At 41.7% G+C, this 20819-nt stretch carries 20 protein-coding genes; 5 read left to right on the top strand and 15 right to left on the bottom strand.

Features of this window, described 5'->3' with window-relative positions:
- Window positions 1-389: 389 nt before the first annotated feature.
- Window positions 390-848 carry a DUF441 domain-containing protein gene (locus E2R53_RS00100; protein ID WP_133309879.1) on the bottom strand — a complete coding sequence of 153 codons (459 nt, stop codon included), beginning with the start codon at window positions 846-848 and terminating at the stop codon, window positions 390-392.
- Window positions 849-1003: 155 nt separating this feature from the next.
- On the opposite strand from E2R53_RS00100, the gene ytvI reads away from it, so the two are divergent.
- Window positions 1004-2113, top strand: coding sequence for a sporulation integral membrane protein YtvI (gene ytvI, locus E2R53_RS00095; protein WP_133309878.1), 1110 nt, complete (start codon window positions 1004-1006; stop codon window positions 2111-2113).
- A 99-nt stretch (window positions 2114-2212) separates the two neighbouring features.
- On the opposite strand, the gene E2R53_RS00090 is transcribed toward ytvI, so the two are convergent.
- The 8 genes from E2R53_RS00090 to dnaE form a co-directional block, all read right to left on the bottom strand.
- Entirely contained in the window at window positions 2213-2599 is a 387-nt protein-coding gene (locus tag E2R53_RS00090; RefSeq protein ID WP_133309877.1) for an FxsA family protein, read from the bottom strand.
- 91 nt (window positions 2600-2690) lie between these two features.
- A complete protein-coding gene (pyk, locus tag E2R53_RS00085; protein WP_133309876.1) occupies window positions 2691-4451 on the bottom strand; it encodes a pyruvate kinase in 1761 nt (586 codons plus the stop codon).
- Window positions 4452-4504: 53 nt separating this feature from the next.
- Window positions 4505-5464, bottom strand: coding sequence for a 6-phosphofructokinase (gene pfkA, locus E2R53_RS00080; protein ID WP_133309875.1), 960 nt, complete (start codon window positions 5462-5464; stop codon window positions 4505-4507).
- Between the two features lie 302 nt (window positions 5465-5766).
- Complete coding sequence (gene accA, locus E2R53_RS00075; RefSeq protein ID WP_133309874.1) at window positions 5767-6744, bottom strand: acetyl-CoA carboxylase carboxyl transferase subunit alpha; 978 nt, start codon at window positions 6742-6744, stop codon at window positions 5767-5769.
- Window positions 6738-7613, bottom strand: a complete 876-nt coding sequence (gene accD / locus E2R53_RS00070) for an acetyl-CoA carboxylase, carboxyltransferase subunit beta (RefSeq protein ID WP_070877728.1) — start codon at window positions 7611-7613, stop codon at window positions 6738-6740. The genes accA and accD overlap by 7 nt, the downstream gene beginning before the upstream one ends.
- 144 nt (window positions 7614-7757) lie before the next feature.
- Entirely contained in the window at window positions 7758-8381 is a 624-nt protein-coding gene (locus E2R53_RS00065; protein WP_133309873.1) for a FadR/GntR family transcriptional regulator, read from the bottom strand.
- Window positions 8382-8391: 10 nt separating this feature from the next.
- Complete coding sequence (locus tag E2R53_RS00060; RefSeq protein ID WP_133309872.1) at window positions 8392-9627, bottom strand: NAD(P)-dependent malic enzyme; 1236 nt, start codon at window positions 9625-9627, stop codon at window positions 8392-8394.
- A gap of 119 nt (window positions 9628-9746) precedes the next feature.
- Complete coding sequence (dnaE, locus tag E2R53_RS00055) at window positions 9747-13109, bottom strand: DNA polymerase III subunit alpha (RefSeq protein ID WP_133309871.1); 3363 nt, start codon at window positions 13107-13109, stop codon at window positions 9747-9749.
- Between the two features lie 137 nt (window positions 13110-13246).
- Here dnaE and E2R53_RS00050 point away from each other — a divergent pair, with 137 nt between their 5' ends.
- The 3 genes from E2R53_RS00050 to E2R53_RS00040 all read left to right on the top strand — a co-directional run bounded on the left by E2R53_RS00050 (window position 13247) and on the right by E2R53_RS00040 (window position 14434).
- Window positions 13247-13585: a YtrH family sporulation protein gene (locus E2R53_RS00050; RefSeq protein ID WP_070877732.1), complete on the top strand. Its 339-nt coding sequence runs from the start codon at window positions 13247-13249 to the stop codon at window positions 13583-13585.
- Complete coding sequence (ytrI, locus tag E2R53_RS00045) at window positions 13582-14085, top strand: sporulation membrane protein YtrI (protein WP_133309870.1); 504 nt, start codon at window positions 13582-13584, stop codon at window positions 14083-14085. Before E2R53_RS00050 ends, ytrI begins: the two co-directional genes overlap by 4 nt.
- A 166-nt stretch (window positions 14086-14251) precedes the next feature.
- Window positions 14252-14434 (top strand): hypothetical protein, encoded by a 183-nt coding sequence (locus E2R53_RS00040; protein ID WP_133309869.1) that lies wholly within the window; start codon window positions 14252-14254, stop codon window positions 14432-14434.
- Between the two features lie 4 nt (window positions 14435-14438).
- Here E2R53_RS00040 and E2R53_RS00035 read toward each other — a convergent pair whose 3' ends face one another.
- Window positions 14439-15374 (bottom strand): DHH family phosphoesterase, encoded by a 936-nt coding sequence (locus E2R53_RS00035; RefSeq protein ID WP_133309868.1) that lies wholly within the window; start codon window positions 15372-15374, stop codon window positions 14439-14441.
- 148 nt (window positions 15375-15522) lie between these two features.
- On the opposite strand from E2R53_RS00035, the gene E2R53_RS00030 reads away from it, so the two are divergent.
- The gene (locus E2R53_RS00030; RefSeq protein WP_133309867.1) at window positions 15523-15819 is read left to right on the top strand and encodes a YtpI family protein; all 297 of its coding nucleotides are present in this window, start codon (window positions 15523-15525) and stop codon (window positions 15817-15819) included.
- Between the two features lie 40 nt (window positions 15820-15859).
- Here E2R53_RS00030 and E2R53_RS00025 read toward each other — a convergent pair whose 3' ends face one another.
- The 5 genes from E2R53_RS00025 to E2R53_RS00005 form a co-directional block, all read right to left on the bottom strand.
- On the bottom strand, window positions 15860-17179 hold the full coding sequence (locus E2R53_RS00025) for a DRTGG domain-containing protein (RefSeq protein ID WP_070877737.1): 1320 nt from the start codon (window positions 17177-17179) through the stop codon (window positions 15860-15862).
- A gap of 70 nt (window positions 17180-17249) precedes the next feature.
- Window positions 17250-17489, bottom strand: a complete 240-nt coding sequence (locus E2R53_RS00020; protein WP_133309866.1) for a hypothetical protein — start codon at window positions 17487-17489, stop codon at window positions 17250-17252.
- Window positions 17490-17618: 129 nt separating this feature from the next.
- Window positions 17619-18302, bottom strand: a complete 684-nt coding sequence (locus tag E2R53_RS00015; RefSeq protein WP_133309865.1) for a metal-dependent hydrolase — start codon at window positions 18300-18302, stop codon at window positions 17619-17621.
- Window positions 18303-18421: 119 nt separating this feature from the next.
- Window positions 18422-19540, bottom strand: a complete 1119-nt coding sequence (gene ald / locus E2R53_RS00010; RefSeq protein ID WP_133311089.1) for an alanine dehydrogenase — start codon at window positions 19538-19540, stop codon at window positions 18422-18424.
- Between the two features lie 316 nt (window positions 19541-19856).
- Window positions 19857-20615 carry an SDR family oxidoreductase gene (locus E2R53_RS00005; protein WP_133311088.1) on the bottom strand — a complete coding sequence of 253 codons (759 nt, stop codon included), beginning with the start codon at window positions 20613-20615 and terminating at the stop codon, window positions 19857-19859.
- Window positions 20616-20819 lie beyond the last annotated feature (204 nt).

Raw genomic sequence — 20819 nt, 5'->3', positions numbered from 1 at the left:
ATCTCTCCTTTGCAAAAATATCCCCATTGATCCGCTCTTCTCGTCAACAATAAAAGATAGCATTCGACAAACTGGTCTTTTTCTTTTTATTTGCCCAATCTTTCAATCGTTTAAACGACCGAGCGCTTGCTCAATACACAAGCATTTTTTAAAAAGAAAATGCTTACATTTACAGCTAATATAATAGCCACATCGAATGTTATCTTCAATTGTGACTTTAATTAATAAGAAGGCGGAATGAAACTGCCTATACCCATTATAAACAATTATCTGATTTTTGTGAACGAAAAGAATTTCCAGAACCAAAAAATTTGTCAGAAAAATGATATTTAAGAAGAATAATGAGTTTTAAAGGCGCCTTCTCACTTATTGTATCAGAATTTATTATATTAACCAAAAAATTTAACCGTTTGCATAGCCAAATAGGCAATTCCCGCTCCAATCAGCGGTCCTACGGCGACTCCCCCAAATAAAGACACTGCTAAAATGGTTCCAAACACAAGAGCTGTAGTGATATGGGGATCTTCAGCAAGCAGCGTCAAACCATTTTTAGCAATAAGGGCTACTGCAATCCCGGCTCCCAAAGCAATCCATGCATAGGAAGATCTCATTGCCTCTGTCAGCTGCTTAAATCCAATATCACCGGTAGCAATCGGCACCAAAACGGCGATCGTAATAACGGTGACACCCCAATTTATCCCCTTTGCCTGGATGTGAGGGAACAATTTCGTATCAAGGCCGGTCAATTTCACTACTAATAAAAAACCGACTGCGAACATTAATGATTGATTTTTGGCAAGAAATCCAACGATCAATAATATGATTAAGAATAGGACAGGTTGATTCATTTTCATAATTCCTTTCAAAAGCCTTTGCCAGCACATCGGCAAATACAGATCTCTTTTTTGCAAAGAGTCTGGGACCTCATGCTTGACACAAGTACCGAAATTTATAAACGATCTTAACCTATAAAAAATCTGAATGATGAAAAGGAGGGGATCATTTGAATGCTTATATTGTACAAGTTACTGTCAGAACGCTTGCCGTTGCAGGCATCATTGCCGCTGTGCTCGCCTCTGTCTATTATGTCTCGGCTCTCACTTATCCGTTTATAATAGGACTCATCCTTGCAATGTTCATTAACCCCATGGTTAATCTGCTCGAAAAAAAAATGGTCCGGAGTGCTGCCGTTTTTCTATCCATCGCATTTCTGTTTGTCATTTTCGCAGGCATTATCACTTTGCTGGTCACTGAACTCGTAACGGGAACAACGTATCTTGCATCGTCCGTGCCTGAGCATTTCAAAGCACTTGTCGTTTATATTGAGACATTCATTGGGGACCGTGTGCTTCCCATCTATGAAGATATTGCTGCTTTATTTAACACGCTTGATTCAAGTCAGCAGGCCACGATCCTTGCCAACATTCAAAATGCAGGCGAAAAAATCGGATCAAATGCAGCCGACTTTTTAAAAGGACTGCTTGAGAATATTCCGCTTTTGATCAGCTGGCTTCCGAACGCTGCTACAGTGACAATTTTCTCCTTGCTCGCGGCTTTCTTCATCAGCAAAGACTGGTACAAATTTCAGAAGCTGCTTCGCAAATATCTTCCTCTTAAAGCGAGAAAAAGCGGCAGAACGGTTGTTGATGATTTAAAAAAAGCCTTGCTTGGTTTCATTAAAGCTCAGCTGATATTAATCAGCATCACAACAATTATCGTATTAATAGGGTTGCTCTTCCTGAGGGTTGATTATGCAATTACAATTGCTTTGCTGATTGGAATTGTTGATTTGCTTCCTTATCTGGGAACAGGTCTGGTTTTCGTCCCGTGGATCATTTACTCAGCATTCAGCGGCGATCTGCCGTTTGCTATTGGTTTAGGTGTTTTATATCTGATCATATTGATTCAGCGTCAAATGATGGAACCTAAGATTTTATCTTCAACGATTGGACTTGATCCTCTAGCTACACTGATTTCGTTATTTGTAGGTTTCAAATTGATTGGGTTTCTTGGTTTAATCGTCGGGCCAGTTTCTTTAGTCATATTCAATGCCCTTCACAATGCAGGAGTATTTGAAGATATTTGGACATTTATCACTGCTAAAAAATCGTAAGGGCCATCAGAAAAGCGGAAGCGCCCGTCTAGCGCAGGCAGGCTTCGCTTTTCTGTATTGGCAAACAGGAAAAAACCGCTGATGCAAAATCAGGCGGTTCTATCGTATAATTGTAAATCGATTTTGATCGATTATTCTGCTGATCCACTTTTGCAGCAGCGGTTTTACAAACTTTCTTGTTGCGGGGATTAATAAAACAAACCCTGTTAAATCTGTTATAAAACCTGGGGTTAATAGAAGCAAGCCCCCAACGAGAACGCATAGCCCGTCAATTATGGCATTGCCGGGAATATTTCCAAAGCTGATTTCACGCTGAACTTTTCGGATCGCTTCCATTCCCTGCTTCTTTGCAAGCCACGCTCCAGCTATCCCAGTTGCAATGATCAGAAGAATCGTTGGAATGATTCCGATCGTTTTGCCCGAGAAAAGTAGGATGCCAATTTCACATGCTGGGATGATGATTAAAAACGGCAGCAAATATCTCATCTAATGCACCTCATTTTGTCGTATATAAAGAGTATATGGAATGCATGCAAAAAAGAGAAGGAAAAGCCCTTCTCTTTTTGTCTGTATTTACTTAAAGAACACTTGCATGTCCTTGGTAGATGGCACCGCGTGATCCATCAACTGTGATTTCCTGACCATCTTTAAGGATAGAAGTTGCATTTTCCACTCCTACGATTACAGGAATTCCAAGACTTAAGCCAACTACAGCAGCATGGCTTGTTAATCCGCCTTCTTCTGTAATTAATGCTGATGCTTGCTCTAAGGCACCCATCATGTCACGATCTGTGCTTTGAGACACTAAAATAGCACCCTGAGTCATTTTTGATTCAGCATCAGATGCTGAGCTTGCCACGACAACTTTTCCAAACGCTGTTTTGCGTCCGATTCCCTGTCCTTTAGCAATCACATCGCCAACAACGTGAACTTTCATTAAGTTCGTTGTGCCCGTTTCGCCGATTGGCACGCCTGCAGTAATGACAACTAAATCACCATGCTTAACAATTCCGGACTGAAGTGACTCTTGTACTGCCTGTTCAAGCATTTCATCAGTTGATGCTGCTTTTTGACCATTGCGTGAGTATACGCCCCAAACAAGAGCAAGCTTGCGTGAAACTGACTCACATGAAGTAACAGCCACGATCGGAGCTTTAGGACGGTATTTTGAAATCATTCTCGCCGTATGTCCGCTTTCAGTCGTTGCTACAATTGCAGCAGCTTTCAAGTTAAGTCCTGTATGCGCAACCGATTGTCCAATTGCATCCGTAATTGTCATGTCAGCCTGTTCACTGCGCTTTGCAAGGATTTGCTTGTAATCAAGAGCTTGTTCAGCACGTGAAGCAATGTTATTCATAGTTTGAACAGCTTCAACAGGGTATGATCCTGCAGCCGTCTCACCAGATAGCATGATTGCATCAGTACCGTCAAAAATGGCGTTTGCAACGTCACTTGCTTCAGCGCGTGTCGGGCGCGGATTGCGCTGCATGCTGTCAAGCATTTGTGTAGCTGTAATTACCGGTTTGCCTAAAGCGTTACACTTTTTAATTAGTTCTTTTTGAACCAATGGCACTTCTTCAGCTGGAATTTCAACACCCAAGTCACCGCGTGCAACCATTAAACCATCTGAAACCTCAAGAATCTCGTCGATGTTATCGACACCTTCCTGGTTTTCAATTTTAGGGATGATTTGAATGTGGCCCGCATCGTGTTTTTCAAGCAATTCGCGAATTTCAAGAACATCTGCTGCACGTCGTACGAATGACGCAGCGATAAAGTCTACTCCCTGCTCGATTCCAAAAACGATATCATTTGCATCTTTTTCCGTGATTCCCGGAAGCTTAACGCTTACGCCTGGAACGTTGACACCTTTTTTGTTCTTTAATGTGCCTGTGTTTAAAACCTTTGTTCTGATTTCTTTCGCTTGTTTGTTCATTTCAAGAACTTCAAGTCCGATCAGACCATCATCAAGTAAAATGATTGATCCTGCATGTACATCATCAATTAAACCTTCGTATGAGATTGAGAACTTATCAGCTGTTCCAAGCACTTCAGTCATTGACACGATCACTTCTGATCCTGCAACTAACTCGATTGCACCGTCCTGCATGGAGTGCGTGCGGATTTCAGGTCCTTTAGTGTCCAAGAGGATTGCAATATCCTTATTAAGCTTTGCCGATGCCTCGCGAATGTTTTTGATGCGGGCTCCGTGCTCTTCGAAATCTCCATGAGAGAAGTTTAAGCGTGAAACGTTCATACCGGCTTCCATTAATTGCGTAAGCTTTTCAACACTTTCACTTGCAGGGCCGATCGTACAGACTATTTTCGTTTTTCTCATTCGTTATATTCCTCCTGTTAATAGGTATGAAAACGATACCAAACAGATATCATTTAGATTGATAATTCTTTTGAAAGCTGATACATGTTCTTATCAACTGTATGCGGTGTATCTAAAATCTCAAGGATATCATTGTTTGTTAATTTATTGCTTTGAATGCCGACTGCGCGTCCGCCTTTTCCTTCAAGCAATAATTCTACAGCATAAGCACCAAGACGGCTGGCAAGCACACGGTCAAACGCCGTAGGAGATCCTCCGCGCTGAATGTGCCCGAGTACTGAAACGCGTGTTTCAAGCTTTGTAGCCTCTTCAATTTTTCTGCCGAATTCGACTCCGCTTCCTACGCCTTCTGCCACGATGATAATACTGTGTTTTTTGCCTCGGTCTGTTCCGTGCTTTAAGCGTGCAAGGATATCTTCCATATCATAGTCCACTTCCGGAATCAGAATCGTTTCTGCTCCGCCTGCAAGACCTGACCATAACGCAAGATCTCCAGCATGTCTTCCCATGACTTCAATCACGTATGTACGTTCATGTGATGTTGCAGTATCCCGAATTTTATCTATAGCATCAATGACTGTATTCAGTGCAGTATCAAATCCAATTGTAAAATCAGTGCCTGGAATGTCATTATCAATGGTTCCCGGAACGCCTACACATGGAAAACCATGTTCAGTCAGCTTTTTGGCTCCCATATAAGAACCATCTCCGCCGATGACAACTAAGCCTTCTATTCCATGCTTCTTTAATTGCTCGATTCCTTTTAATTGTCCCTCAACTGATTTAAATTCAGGACAGCGTGCTGTATAGAGCTTTGTACCCCCGCGGTGGATAATATCTCCTACAGATCCAAGCTCAAGCTTTTCGATATGTCCAGCAATTAATCCAGAATAACCGTGATAAATTCCGTACACTTCTACATCATGATAGATCGCTTTACGTACAACAGCGCGCACGGCTGCGTTCATACCAGGCGAATCTCCTCCACTAGTTAATACGCCGATTTTTTTCATTTTCTCACCCCAAAGTAGTATGTGATATTAAAATAACATGAAGAAATGGGCAACACAATAGACAAGAAACGACAAATGTCGAATTTTCACGTTACATTTAAACCTTTCTCATTATACAATAAAACCTCTTGTTTTGAGGGGTTTTCAGCGAATCTTTGAAAATTAAATAAAGTAAACGCTTCCTTTTTGGTTTGTCGAATAATCCCATTAGCTAAGGGGGCATGCGTTTACCATCATTTTCTAGGTATATTCCCTTAAAAAAAGAAACGTGCTGCCTTCCTGTTCGGAGGCTACACGTTAATCTATTTTACCCCAAGTATTTCTTCTGCAAACGAAACTTGACCGATTGCTTTAAACTTTTCATAGCGATGCTGGACCAATTGAGGTCCATCAAGCTTCAATAACTCTTTCAGGGAAGCATGAATGACTTTATCAATATTTTTTGCCTGTTCTGAAACATCTCTGTGTGCGCCGCCTTTAACTTCATTGATTATTTGATCAATGACGCCAAGCTTTTTCAGATCAGGCGCTGTTATTTTCATTGTTTCCGCCGCTTTTTTCGCAAGCCCTGCATCCTTCCATAAAAGAGCAGCTGCTCCTTCAGGCGATATAACAGAGTAAGTCGAGTTCTCAAGCATGTGAATATGATTTCCAACGCCGAGCGCAAGCGCGCCGCCGCTGCCGCCTTCTCCAATCACAATACAGATAACCGGAACAGTTAATCCTGCCATTTCAAATAAGTTTTTGGCGATTGCTTCGCTTTGGCCCCGTTCTTCTGCAGCCTTGCCGGGATAAGCTCCTTTAGTATCAATGAAACAAATAATCGGACGGTTGAACTTTTCAGCCTGATGCATTAAGCGCAATGCTTTGCGGTAACCTTCCGGATGAGGCATTCCGAAGTTCCGGCGGATATTTTCTTTCGTATCCTTGCCGCGCTGATGGCCAATGACCGTTACAGGAAGTCCATCGTATTTTGCGATGCCCCCAACAATAGCTTCATCGTCGCCATAGTAGCGGTCGCCATGTATTTCAAAGAAGTTAGTGAAAAGTTTTTCAATATAATCCAATGTTGTCGGACGGTTAGGATGTCTTGCAATTTGCACTCGGTCCCAAGGCTGTAAATTGGTATAGATATCTTTTTCAAGCTTTTCAAGACGGCCTTCAAGCTTCACAATCTCAGCCGATAGATCTACATCGGTATTCTTCGTAAATTCTTTAAGCTCTGAAATTTTTTCCCTTAAATCTGTTACCGGTTTTTCAAATTCAAGTTCTCCTACCATGCAGATCCACCTCCTGACGTATGAAGTTCGAGGATGTTTGAAAGAGTCTCTTTCATATCCAATCGATTAATAACGGCATCGAGCTGGCCGTGTTTTAAAAGAAATTCTGCCGTCTGAAAATCCTCCGGCAGGTCTTCCCTGATTGTCTGTTCAATGATTCGTCTTCCTGCAAATCCAATCAGTGCACGCGGTTCTGCAAAATTATAATCACCAAGAGAAGCAAAGCTTGCAGAAACCCCTCCTGTTGTCGGATGAGTCATGACAGAGATGATCAGACCTCCGTTATCACTGAACATTTTCAGTGCAGAGCTGGTCTTGGCCATTTGCATTAAGCTAAGAACACCTTCCTGCATCCTTGCACCGCCGGAAGCTGTAAAAATAATAAACGGCAGCTCACGGTCATTTGCACGCTCTATCGCTCTAGTAATCTTTTCGCCGACAACTGAACCCATGCTGCCCATTCTGAAGCTTGCGTCCATAATGGCAACGACCGTTTTATTGCCGTTTATTGTGCCTTCTCCGGTTACAACTGCTTCGTTTAAATTTGTTTTTTTGCGGTCCTTTTCTACTTTTTCCATATACCCCGGAAAATTAAGCGGATTTTCAGAGACCATTTCCTTATCAAACTCTGTAAATGAATGTTCATCAAATAAGCTTTTAATTCTTTCTCTTGCAGTCATGGTGTGATGATGGCCGCAATTCATGCACACGCGCAGGTTTTTATTCAATTCTTTTGAATACATAATCTTTTTGCAGCTAGGACACTTTGTCATGATTCCTTCAGGCACATCATGCTTTGCCTGCTCAGAAGGAATGGATGCATATTTCTTCTTTTTTGAATTCTTTTTAGAAAATAAATCCTTTAACAAAACGTTGCCTCCTTTTCTATGAACATCATTCGGTGTCTCTAGACAGATCGCCTGTTTGAATAAAATGATTCATTCCTGTCTTTTAGCCATATCTATCTACTTTACCGAATCATTTTCAATTTTTTTGTAAAAAGGTGTCATGTCCTATTCGACATTTTCTTTCTTTGTTAGAGTGTTAAAAGAATCAAATACCTTCTTTTCATCTTTTGAAATGAGTCCATCAATTATTTTTTCATATACATTAACTCTGCTGGTCTTCTGCTCCGGCTGGATCACCTTTAAATACTCATTCAGGACCGTCCATATCCGGAATAAAAGGTAGTTGTCCGACAGCTGCATAAACTTAGTCATAATCTCCACATGTCCCAGATTCTGAGCCGGAATAGAGATGCCGATATTCTTTAGTTCTTCAGCATGATTATCTTTTTCAAGCAATAATTTTAACGCATTTGATTCCAGCAGCACGTTCATTTCAATCAAATCTGCGATTGCATTCTTATCCTGCAAAATAAACGTGCCGAGAATTTCAACAAGACCATGTTCGCGGAAATCCTTGATATAAGTTCCTTCACCGCGTCTTGTTTCAATCATTCCGAGGAGCTCGAGCGCCCGAAGAGCTTCCCTGACAGAGGATCTCCCTGCATTTAAGCGTTCAGCGAGTTCTCTTTCAGATGGAATTTTATCTCCTGCTGAAAGACCATCTTCGTGGATAATGGACCTGATTTGACGAAGTATCTCAATATATACCTTCGACTTCGGTGCAGTCACAGTACACCACTCACTTTGATTCGATGATCGCTAACTGTTTAGTCTTTTCAGCTATTTCATCTGGGTCAGCCTTTAATCTTGCCACACCAGTCTCCATCGCTGCTTTTGCCACCGCTGCCGCAACTGCAGGAGCTACCCGTGCATCAAATGGAGCCGGAATAACATAGTCAGCGGATAATTCTTCAGCACTTATTAATGAAGCAATTGCTTCTACAGCCGCGATTTTCATTTGTTCGTTAATATGAGTAGCACGCACATCCAGAGCGCCTCGGAATATGCCAGGAAATGCAAGAACATTGTTTACTTGATTCGGGAAATCTGAACGTCCGGTGCCAATAACCATAGCACCTGCTTCTTTAGCTTCACTCGGCATGATTTCCGGCACGGGATTCGCCATCGCGAAGATGATTGGATCCTTTTTCATGGTAGCAATCATTTCTTTTGTCAATGCACCTTCAACTGAAACACCGATAAATACATCGGCATCTTTGATGACATCTGCCAATGAGCCTTCAGCACGGTCACGGTTCGTAAACTTAGCTACTTCCGCTTTTACGTTATTCATGCCAAACGAACGTCCTTCAAAAATTGCCCCTTTTGAATCGCACATGATAATATCGCGCACACCATAGCGGTATAGAAGCTTGATAATGGCTATCCCCGCTGCACCCGCTCCATTTGCCACCACTTTTATGTTCGACATTTGTTTGCCTGCAAGCTTCAGTGCATTGACAAGTCCTGCAACAGTAACAATGGCAGTTCCGTGCTGATCATCATGAAAAACAGGAATATTCGTTTCCTTTTTCAATCTTTCTTCAATAACAAAACAATTCGGTGCTGCAATATCTTCAAGATTGATGCCTCCGAATGTAGGCTCAAGCAATTTGACCGTCTCTACAATTTTATCCACATCTGTTGTATTCAAACAAATCGGAAACGCATCAACTCCCGCAAAGCTTTTGAAAAGGACTGCTTTGCCTTCCATTACAGGGAGTGCTGCCTCCGGTCCGATATTTCCCAGGCCAAGCACTGCAGTGCCGTCAGATACTACTGCCACCATGTTGCCTTTCATCGTATAGTCGTATACTTTATTTTTATCGTCATAAATTGCCTTACAAGGTTCAGCGACCCCTGGAGAATAAGCTAAGCTTAAGTCTTTAGCATTTCTGACTGGTACTTTTGATTTTGATTCTAGCTTTCCTTTATGAATTAGATGCATATGTAATGCTTCTTCTCGCAATGACATCTTCTCACTCCTTAGGGTCATATTGGAGGTGGTCTGACCACTCCAGCCAATAATAAATCATAACATAATTTTAGTTATTGTAAAGACTTGTATTTTTTGACTTCACCGATTATACGTTTTTAATCTTTTACTGCCACATTCTGATTGCCTAAAAGTTCTCTCAGCTCCGACAAACATCGGTCAGTTGCATCCACAAAATAGTCTCTTGGCAGCTGGACGGTTCTTTTGTCTTTCTCGTAATAAAGAAAAACGGGTGTGCCTCCTCGATGCTGCTTGAGGGTATCTTGTACAGTCTGCAGTTTACCCTCAGCAAGATGTGACTCTTCAATTTTAAGGAATAGTGTTTTCGTTCTCTTCTCGAGATCTTGAATGGTTTCTGCATCTGAAATAATCAGCTGCAGCCGATCATTGCGATTCTCAATCTTTCCGCTCAGTACTGCAACTTTCCCTTGAGAAAAGATATCCCCGGCTTTTGTATAAACAGCCGGAAAGGCTACCGCTTCAAGTTCCCCGCTCTCATCACTTAAAGCAAGAAAAGCCATAACCTCGCCTTTTTTTGTGCGGATAGTGCGGATGGCTGTGATAAATACTCCGACCTTCACCTTCTGTTGAAGCAATTGCCGCGCATCGCTGATTTTCACAACCCCAAAACGATTAAATAAGAACGAGTGCGCAGATGCTGGATGACTTGAAAAGTAAAATCCCAATGCTTCCTTTTCAAATTTAAGCATTTCTTCCATTTTGAATGGTTCAACTTCTATATATTTCGGCTTAATACTGAATTCTTCCTCTTCCAAAAACAAATCATATTGATTTTCATCATCTGAAGAAAAAAGTGCTGCATGCTCGATTGCTAAATCAAGACTTGCGAGCAGCGTCGATCTTTCCATCTCAAACTCATCCATTGCTCCGGAAAAAATGAGAGATTCCATCACCTTTCGGTTGACGATTTTCATCGATACCCTCACACAAAAATCAAAAAGATCGGCAAATTCCTTTTTCTTTCTTGCCTGATAGATTTCTTTAACAGCGTTTGTTCCAACATTTTTAATTGCATTAAGACTAAATCGAATGCTTCCCTTTTCTACAATAAAAGGATATTCACTTCTGTTAATAGATGGCGGCAAAACAGCAACGCCATGCTGCTTGGCCTCTCTAATATATTGAGCGACTTTTTCGTCATTGCCGATCACACTAGTTAAAAGTGCTGCCATAAAATAAACAGGATAATGGGCTTTCAGGTAAGCAAGCTGAAACGAAATCATGCTGTAGGCCACGGCATGGCTTCTATTAAAACCATAGTTAGCAAATTTAACGATTAAATCATAAATGCTGTTTGCAGAGGCTTCATCATAGCCGTTTTTGATGCAGCCCGATACAAAATGCTCTCTTTCCTGATCAAGCATATCCTTAATTTTTTTCCCTACTGCTCTTCTTAATAAATCAGCTTCACCCAAAGAAAACCCAGCCATTTTTGAGGCTATTTCCATGATCTGTTCCTGATACACGATTACCCCATTGGTTGTTTTTAAGATAGGCTCCAGTGCAGGATGCGGGTATTCGATTTTTTCTCTGAGATGCTTACGATTTATAAAGAGAGGTATGTTTTCCATTGGCCCCGGACGAAAAAGGGCATTTACAGCCACAATATCCTCAAGATCTGTTGGTTTCAGTCTTCTAAGAACGCTCCGCATTCCTTCAGACTCCAGCTGAAAAACCCCCGTTGTATCGCCTTGGCCGAGCAGTTCAAATGTCTTTTCATCTTTATAGGAAATATGGGAGAAATCGATTTTTTTCTTCTCATTCCGTTCAATAAGACCTGTTATTCTTTCAATAAGCGTTAAGTTTCTAAGACCTAAGAAATCCATTTTCAGCAATCCAAGGTCTTCAAGGTAATCCATCGAAAATTGAGTTAAATAGATCCCGTTATGCCCATCCTGAATGGGAATGATGTCAGTCAGCGGCTCGCTGCTGAACACTACACCGGCAGCATGTGTGGATGTATGGCGCGGCAGGCCCTCAATTTTCAGGGCCGTTTCATAAATTTTTTTATATAAATCTGACTCTGATAAAAGATTTTGCAGATCTTTAGACTCTGAATAAGCCAGCTTTAACGTTGTACCGGGTTTAGAAGGGATGAGCTTTGCCAGCACATCCGCCTCTTTTGCTGATGCCCCCATGACTCTTCCGACATCACGAAGCGAGGCCTTAGCTGCAAGCGTTCCGAATGTCACAATCTGGGCAACGTGCATAGAGCCGTATTTTTCTGCAACATAGGCAATCATTTCATCCCGTCTTGTATCAGGAAAATCAATGTCTATATCAGGCATATTAATGCGTTCAGGATTTAAAAAACGCTCAAATAAAAGATGATGTTCAATTGGATCTACATCTGTAATTTTTAACACATACGCTACGAGGGATCCGGCAGCAGAACCCCTCCCTGGCCCCGTCAAAATATGATGGTCGTGGGCATACTTCATGAAGTCCCAGACGATTAAGAAATAATCACTGAACTTCATTTGTTTGATAACATCCAGTTCATACTCAAGCCTTTTAAAATAGGTATCTTCCGGTTCTGAAAAACGATGTTTCAATCCTTGCAGACAAAGTCTTTCCAAATACTCGTCAGCTGATTGGCCGGCTGGTGCAGGGTATTTCGGAAGCTGTGTTTTTCCGAGTTCAAGAGATACGTTGCATTCTTCAGCAATTTTCAGCGTATTCTCCAGAGCTTCAGGACAATCTTGAAAAAGTTCAGCCATCTCAGAAGGCGATTTAAAGTAATACTGATTCGAAGGCAGCGCATAATCACTGTCATCTTCCATTTTTGAGCCGTTTTTAATAGAAAGCAAACAATTATGGGCAAAGGCATCCTCTTTTTCCACGTAATGAACATCATTTGCTGCTACAAGCGGAAGACCTGTTTGATGGCTTATCTTGAGGATTTCCTCAGTCATTTTGAAATCATCTTGGATAGAATGCTTTTGAATAGATAAATAGAAGTCTCCTTCATTAAAAAAGCTCTTATACATCTCGAGAAGCTTTACTGCTTCTTCACTTTTCCCCTCCCCAATATACTTTTCAGTAAGTCCTGTTCTGCCGGGGGTAAAGGCCGCTAAACCGCTGCTGTAGGATTTCAGCCATCTGCTCTTAATTCCTTGAGGCGATTTTGTTTGCAGAACACTGCTGATTTTCAAAAGATTCCGGTATCCATCATTATTTTTAGCTAGCAGTATAAGGGGATACCCTACATCCTCACCGGTCTCTTCTAAAATGACTGAAGCTGTCAGTCCGATAATTGGCTTGATGCCGTGTTTTTTGCATTGTTTATAAAAAGCAATCGCTCCATACATCGTATGAAAATCTGTAATAGCGAGAGCCTTGAATTGATATGATTTTGCTTTTTCGATTAACTTATCTATTCTTGCTGAGCTGTTCAGCAGACTGTAGGCGCTTTGAACTTGAAGGTGAACAAATGGCAATCTAAGTTCCCATCCTTTCTGGCATTCTCATAGTTTTATTATATTCCTGTTTGAAAAGTGACACAAATTGAAGCTTTCTCATCACATACTTCCCTTTGTTTGTCCATATACATGTCAGTAAGGGGATGATGATAAAAATGGAGGTTAAAGAAGCTTTTATACCAGCCTTTATAAATAGTTATTTTATAGCGCTTGGAGTGATCTTGGGCGGTTCAATTATCGGCGGCGTAGGAGCATACTTAGCCGGGGAGCCTCCTCTGTCAACCATTTACAGTCTTGCAAACAGATTGAAAATTTGGGCGCTTGTTGCTGCAATCGGCGGTACGTTTGATACGTTTTACAGCTTTGAAAGAGGATTTTTCGAAGGCGAAACACGGGATGTTATCAAACAGATTCTGCTTATTATTTCAGCTATGGGCGGGGCCCAGACAGGCTGGCTCCTTATTTCATGGCTGACACAGGAGCAGCCGCAATGAGAATTCCGCCTCTGTACAAAAGACCTTCCTGGCAGCGGCTTTTCGCGGGAATGGTTCTCGGCGCTGTCGTCAGCTGGTGTATCTTTCTCTATATTTACGGTGAATGGCAGGAGGAACTAATAACTAAGATTGAAGATCAGGCATATACAATTGCAGAATTAAAAAAGACAAATATAAGCTACAAAGAAGAAATTGAGACACTCAATAAAATCAATCAGGAAAAACTTAGGGTCCAAAACATTCATGTAACTCTGGTGAACGGGGAAAGGTATCAATTCACATCGCTTATGACCTACATGATTCAAGATCATGTAAAAGAGGATATTTCTGATGTGATTGCAAAGGATTTAGAAAGTGTCTATAAAAGCAGGAAGCTGATGAAAAAAGCAATTGAAAATAAGGTCTATAAAATTGACGACAAACAATATAAAGTGGAAATTGAGGAAATGTTCATATACACGACCCTGTTTATCGAGCTTAAAGTAGCATTTGCAAAGTAGCAGCCGGGACTTCCGAACCAAATAAATAGTTTTAAAAGAGAATCAACTAAATAAATGGAATTATTTTTTGAAATTTCAATCAATTACATCACACTCCCCCGCATGTATGGGGTAAAATGGTAATAGCATCAGACCCAATCACCCATTTATAGAAGGAGGGAATGTGATGTATGTATTAAATCACAAAAAGATGGCCCGTGAAAAAGCTGAACGGCTGAAAGAAGGCTTTTCCGCTTATGCAGAGTCTGCTGAACTAGCTACATTAATTAAAAAAGAACTGCTTGCACAAGGACTGACCTTCCACGAGGATTCAACCGAATTCGGATATTGGTTTATCCCAGTTAAATAATTGTTTAAGACTGACACACTTTTTCAAGATCTGCAAGAACCTGCTCTGCTTCTTCCCAGTTATAGATTGATGCCCCCGAAGCAAGCGGGTGCCCTCCGCCGCGATATTTCTTTGCCAACTCATTGATAATCGGTCCTTTAGATCTTAAACGAACCCGAATTTGATCGGATTCCTCTACAAAGAAGACCCATGCCCGAAGACCTTCTATATTGCCAAGCATCCCAACCAGTTGAGAAGCCTCAGAAGCACTTACTTCAAATTTTTCAAGAATCTCTTTTGTCAGAATCATCGATGCAGCACCGGAAGATGAAAGGTTAAAATTTTGAAGAACATATCCGCTGAGCTTTGCTGCATTCACCTTTGTCTTATATAACTCATCGTAAATTTCTGTGAAAGCAAAGTTGTACTCCACGAGCTCACTTGCGTACCTCAGCGTTTTTTTCGTTGTGCTTGGAAAAAGAAAACGGCCTGTATCTCCAACAATGCCTGCATAAATCAGCTGTGCCGCTTTATCAGGCAAAACAAGTCCATCTTCTTTCCCTGAAAGGTAAAATTCATAAATCATTTCACTGACAGAACTTGCTTTTGTATCTACCCACAACAGATCACCATATGGATCCTCATTTGGATGATGATCGATTTTAATTAATTTTGCACCTGTACGGTAACGCTGGTCACAAACACGCTCCTGATTCGCTGTGTCACAGACAATCACTAGAGCGCCATCAAAATCGTGGTCTGCAACAGTGTCCATCTTATACAAAAATTCAAGAGTCGGCTCCCCTAGTCCTGCGAGCAATACTTTTTTATCAGGAAATGATGCTTTGATGATTTCAGCTAACCCGCACTGAGATCCGTATGCGTCCGGATCAGGCCGCACATGCCGATGGATAATGATCGTTTGATATTCTTTTATGGCTGACAGTATTTCACTTTTCATATGTAATCTCCTTTGCGTACCTGCTTATAGACTAATTAAATCATAAAAACCATCGTGCAGAAAAGCGAATCTTCTCTTTTGGTTATGGCAATTCACTGCAAGAATGATTAAAATAGAGGATGTAAGTTTAATATGGAGGTTTTACTTAATGCCTGTATTCGTAATTCTGATCATCTTTGCATTTTCCTTTTATCTCTTCTATAAAGTCAAATTCTACAGAACAAAAAAGCCTATGGAGAAGCAATGGCTCTCTGCAAAGTCAAGCATTGCCCTTGGAATTTTCGTCTTTTTCTTTGGACTCAATCAATTATTTCTTTTTTATTCAACTGTATCATTAGTCGTTGGAATCATTTTTATGATCGTCGGACTCGCAAGCAGCTGGGCAGGATATAAAGCCTATAAACATTATTTGCCGTTTGCTCTTAAGGAATCCAAGCAAGGCTGATACAAAAGAAAAAGGACGGATGACCGTCCTTTTTCTTTTCTTAACTTCTCTCTATAAGCTGAACCATCATCATCGCTTTCCCGACAACGACTCCATTGCTGAACACTTCTACATCTATTTTTCCGAATTTGCGTCCGACTTCCAAAATTTTCGGATGAACCTCAAGCATACTGTCCATTTGAACAGGCTTCATAAAATAAATCGTAATATTCTCAACAACAATTTCGCCTTTTTTCTGTGTGCGTAAATAGCGATTTGTTGCTTCTGTGACGACCGTTGTAAACACTCCATAAGAAATCGTTCCAAGATGATTTGTCATTTGCGGACTGACCTGAAAGCGATAGACATTCGCCTTTTTTGCATCCTCTGCAATTACAACAAACTGGTTTGTCACAATATCATCCAGCTTTTCTCCGATTTGAGGCTGCCTTTGAATCATCTGCAGCGCCTGAAGCACATCCTGACGGCTGATCATTCCCTCAAGCCGATTGTTCTGATCAACGACTGGCAGGACCTCGATGCCTTCCCAGACCATCATTTGGGCCGCAGATGCCACAGAGGTTTTTCCGATAACGGTAATTGGGTTTTTCGTCATCACTTTTTCTACAGAAACATTGCGCTCATATCCCATCACATCTTTTGATGTAACCATTCCCTGTACTTTTAAATTATGATCGATAACAGGAAAACGGCCGTGGCCTGTTTTATAGTTGTGCTGATACCATTCTTCAATAGGATCAGTCGTTTTCAGGCATACGGTCTTATCAAGCGATGTTAAAATATCCTCAACAAGAACAATTTCTTTTTTTATAAGCTGATCGTAAATGGCCCTGTTGATCATGGTTGCAACAGTAAAGGTGTCATAGCTCGTTGAAATAATCGGAAGCTCTGCCTCATCGGCAATTTTTTTGACATGGTCGTCCGTGTCAAAGCCTCCTGTTATCAGAACGGCAGCACCCGCTTCTATTGCAAGCTGATGAGCATTCGTCCTGTTCCCTACAATCAGCAGGTTGCCTGCGCCCGTATAACGCATCATTGCTTCTAGTTTCATTGCGCCGATGACAAATTTATTCAGTGTTTTATGAAGTCCTGCACGGCCTCCAAGAACTTGTCCATCAACAATATTTACAACCTCAGCATAAGTGAGTTTTTCGATGTTTTCTTTTTTCTTTTTTTCAATCCGTATTGTTCCCACGCGCTCTATCGTGCTGACATATCCTTTATTTTCAGCTTCTTTTATCGCACGATAAGCTGTACCTTCGCTCACACTCATATCTTTTGCAATTTGCCGGACCGAGATCTTTTCCCCGATCGGGAGGGAATCAATATGCTGCAGTATTTGTTCATGCTTTGTTGCCAAGCTTCTTCACCCTTTTTTCATCAGCCATTCTTATCTTCCAATTTCATTATAAGGGTGTGAACGCTTTATATCAACGAGCTGCTGCACGCTGCTTTGTTTTTGCCTGGTACTTGCGCACAGCTGCACGTTTTGCAGGACGTTTTTTAGGAGCATAAATCAGCCCCGTCATATTGCCGCCAATCACACATAAAGCAAAGATCAGCCAAACTAGAGAAAAGAAGCTTTCCAAAGAACTGCTGCTTGAAAAATCCAGACGGGGCAATGCAAAATAGACAATGGCACCAGCAAATAAGATATAAAGAATACGCATTTTAGACCAACTCCTTTTTACAGCTTGTTTCATTTTATGCGCTGGTCCTCTCATTCATGCGAAACACCGGGGATTTAAGAGAAGAAAAATTGACATAGTAAAAGCGGAGGAATAACCCCCGCCTGCGTTTTATAGTTTAATAGATTCTCCAGCTTCCATCACTTTTCCGGTATTGCCGGAGAGTCTGCTGACAAATTCTTTTGGATCCTGTTCAATGACAGGGAATGTATTGTAATGCATAGGAACAACCGTTTTTGCTTTGATCCACTTTGCAGCAATCGCAGCATCCTCAGGTCCCATTGTAAAATTATCCCCAATCGGCAAAAAGGCCAGGTCAAGATCTTCAAATTCCCCCAGAAGCTTCATATCTGAGAAGAGCGCCGTATCCCCTGCATGGTAAACCGTTTTCCCTTCATTTTTGAAAAGTATCCCAGCTGGCATGCCTGTATAAACGATTTTTTGCTCCTCTTCCTCTTCATAGCTGGAACCATGAAATGCCTGAGTAAATTTAACCGTTCCAAATTCAAATTTGTGTGATCCGCCTATATGCATTGGATGGACATTTAATCCTTTCCATCCCAAATATGTAGCAAGTTCAAAAGGAGCAACAACCAGGGCATTGTTTTGTTTCGCAAGCTGAATGGTGTCTCCGACATGGTCATTATGACCGTGTGTCAGTAATATAACATCAACTTTTAAATCTTCAACCTTCAAATCTGTCTGGCCATTTCCATTAATAAATGGATCAATGACAATCGTATATTTATCCGTTTGAATTTTCACAACTGAATGTCCATGGTATGAAACCTTCATTTTCTCACTCCCAATCCATTGATAATTTTATCGTACTAAAAATGACCATTGATGTCACATTATAACCTTCAAACAGACACGAAAAAGCGGACATTCTTTTCAATGTCCGCTGTACTCCATTATTCACCCAGCAATGCTTTCGCATCAGAATAGGCTAATCCATGAGATTCTGCTACTGCTTCATAAGTTACAAAACCGTTTAATGTATTGAGTCCTTTTAAAAGCGATTCATTTTCAAGGCATGCTTTTTTGTAACCCTTATTTGCGATTTGGACTGCATAAGGAACAGTTACATTCGTCAGAGCAATCGTTGATGTTCTTGGCACAGCACCAGGCATATTGGCCACAGCATAGTGAAGGACGCCATGCTTTTCATATGTTGGATTATCGTGAGTGGTAATTCTGTCTGTAGTAGCAAAAATACCCCCTTGATCGATTGCAATATCGACAATGACTGAACCCGGAGTCATGCTTTGGACCATTTCCTCGGACACAAGCTTTGGAGCTCTTGCCCCCGGTATAAGTACAGCTCCAATCACAAGATCTGACTGGCTGACAGCATAAGCAATATTGTAGGGGTTTGACATAAGCGTGGTGATTTCTTTTCCAAAAATATCATCCAGCTGGCGCAGACGGTCCGGGTTTACATCGAGCATGGTAACATCGGCCCCAAGCCCGACAGCGATTTTGGCAGCGTTCGTTCCGGCTACTCCGCCTCCAATAATGGCCACTTTCCCGCGCTTCACTCCGGGTACTCCTGATAATAAGATACCCATTCCGCCTTTTGGCTTTTCTAAAAATTGCGCGCCAATCTGTGAAGCCATTCTTCCGGCCACTTCACTCATCGGTGTTAAAAGAGGCAATGATCGGTTTGGAAGCTGAACCGTTTCATAAGCAATCCCAACTACTTTCCGGTCAATCAGTGCACGGGTAAGCTCTGACTCTGCAGCTAGATGCAGATAGGTGAATAAAATTAACCCCTCACGAAAGTACTGGTATTCAGATGGAAGGGGTTCCTTTACCTTCATCACCATATCCATTGCCCAGGCTTCTTCTGGTGAAGCAACGATTTTCGCACCTGCTTCCATGTACTGATGATCCGGAAAACCCGATCCTTCCCCTGCGTTTTGCTCAATATACACCTCATGCCCCGCCTGCACAAGGGGAATGACACCAGCAGGGGTCATGGCCACACGGTTTTCGTTATTTTTAATTTCTTTAGGTATCCCGATCTTCATCATTTTTCCTCCTGTACCATTTCCATTTCAATCCGTTTCTATTTTAAGTATTTCCTTAATTTATCATATGGAAACTCACCTAAATTGGAAATGTATTCTAGGAAATGTGCGTTTACCACGAAAAGCGGAGGCGCCCGTTTAGCGCAGGCAGACAGATAAGGATCCGGCTGAAAAGGCGCTTTTTGCCTTTACAGACGGAGCCGTTCTGGCCGAGGAGCTGGGCAATAACGAAATGCGGAACCGACTGATCTGGCCTAGGTGATAGAAGGATTATTTTCTCTATAAAAAAACACCCCAACATGAGTTGAGGTGCACATTACGGGCGGCGGTTCAATACATTTACAGCTCCGGTAGCTTCGATGACTGCACCGGTAATCATATCTGAATTTTCATTGCATAAAAACGCAATCAGTCTTCCGATATCTTCTCCCGTCCCCGATCTGCCAATCGGAGTATCCGGGTCGCGAATCTCTCTTGCCTGAGAAATACTTGCTTCCTTCATCTCTCCTGTGATATTGCCAGGGCAAATCATATTTGCTGTTATGCCGTATTCTGCTTCCTCGATCGCAATCGTTTTAGTGAGAGATGCAAGACCGGTTTTAGCTGCGCTGAATGCTGACCGATGCAGCCAGCCTGATGATGAATCAGCTCCTTGAAAACCGTAAGTGATAATGCGTCCGTATTGCTGTTTTCGCATGATGGGAATCACTTTTTTCAGCAGATAAAAGACAGCGGTCAAATTGCCGTCTATCATTTCATGCCATTCCGCGTCATGATAATCAGCCAATTTTTTTCTTTCGAATATGTAAGGACCGGCATTATTAATCAAGCAGTCGATGCGGCCAAACTTTTTGAATCCCTCATCAACTAAATATAGCAGGTCTTCTTTTTTTGTTACGTCCCCTTTAATAAAGAGCATGCGGTCTTCAAGATGTGCATATTGTTTCTTTAGCTGCTCAACGGCAGATTCATCACTGCGGTAATTAATTGTGACAGAGTAGCCTTCAGAGAGGAACAGCTCCGTCACTTTTCTTCCTAAACCTTTTGAACCAGCTGTTATGATGGCATGTCTCAACATTAAAATCCTCCTCGGTGCACCGGGATATAGTATACTATTTATCTTTATCATTGTATTGAAATGAAAACAAACTTACAATAACGAAAAGCGGAAGCGCCCGGTTAGCTCCGACAGACAGATAAGGATCCGGCTGAAAAGGCGCTTTTTGCCTTTACAGACGGAGCCGTTCTGGCCGAGGAGTTGGGCGGTGGAGCTAGACAA

The sequence above is a fragment of the Peribacillus frigoritolerans genome (genome assembly GCF_004358755.1).
Lineage (GTDB): Bacteria > Bacillota > Bacilli > Bacillales > Bacillaceae > Bacillus_P.
The sequence above is the reverse complement of the archived record's forward strand: the minus strand, read 5'-3'. Positions and strand labels throughout refer to the sequence as shown.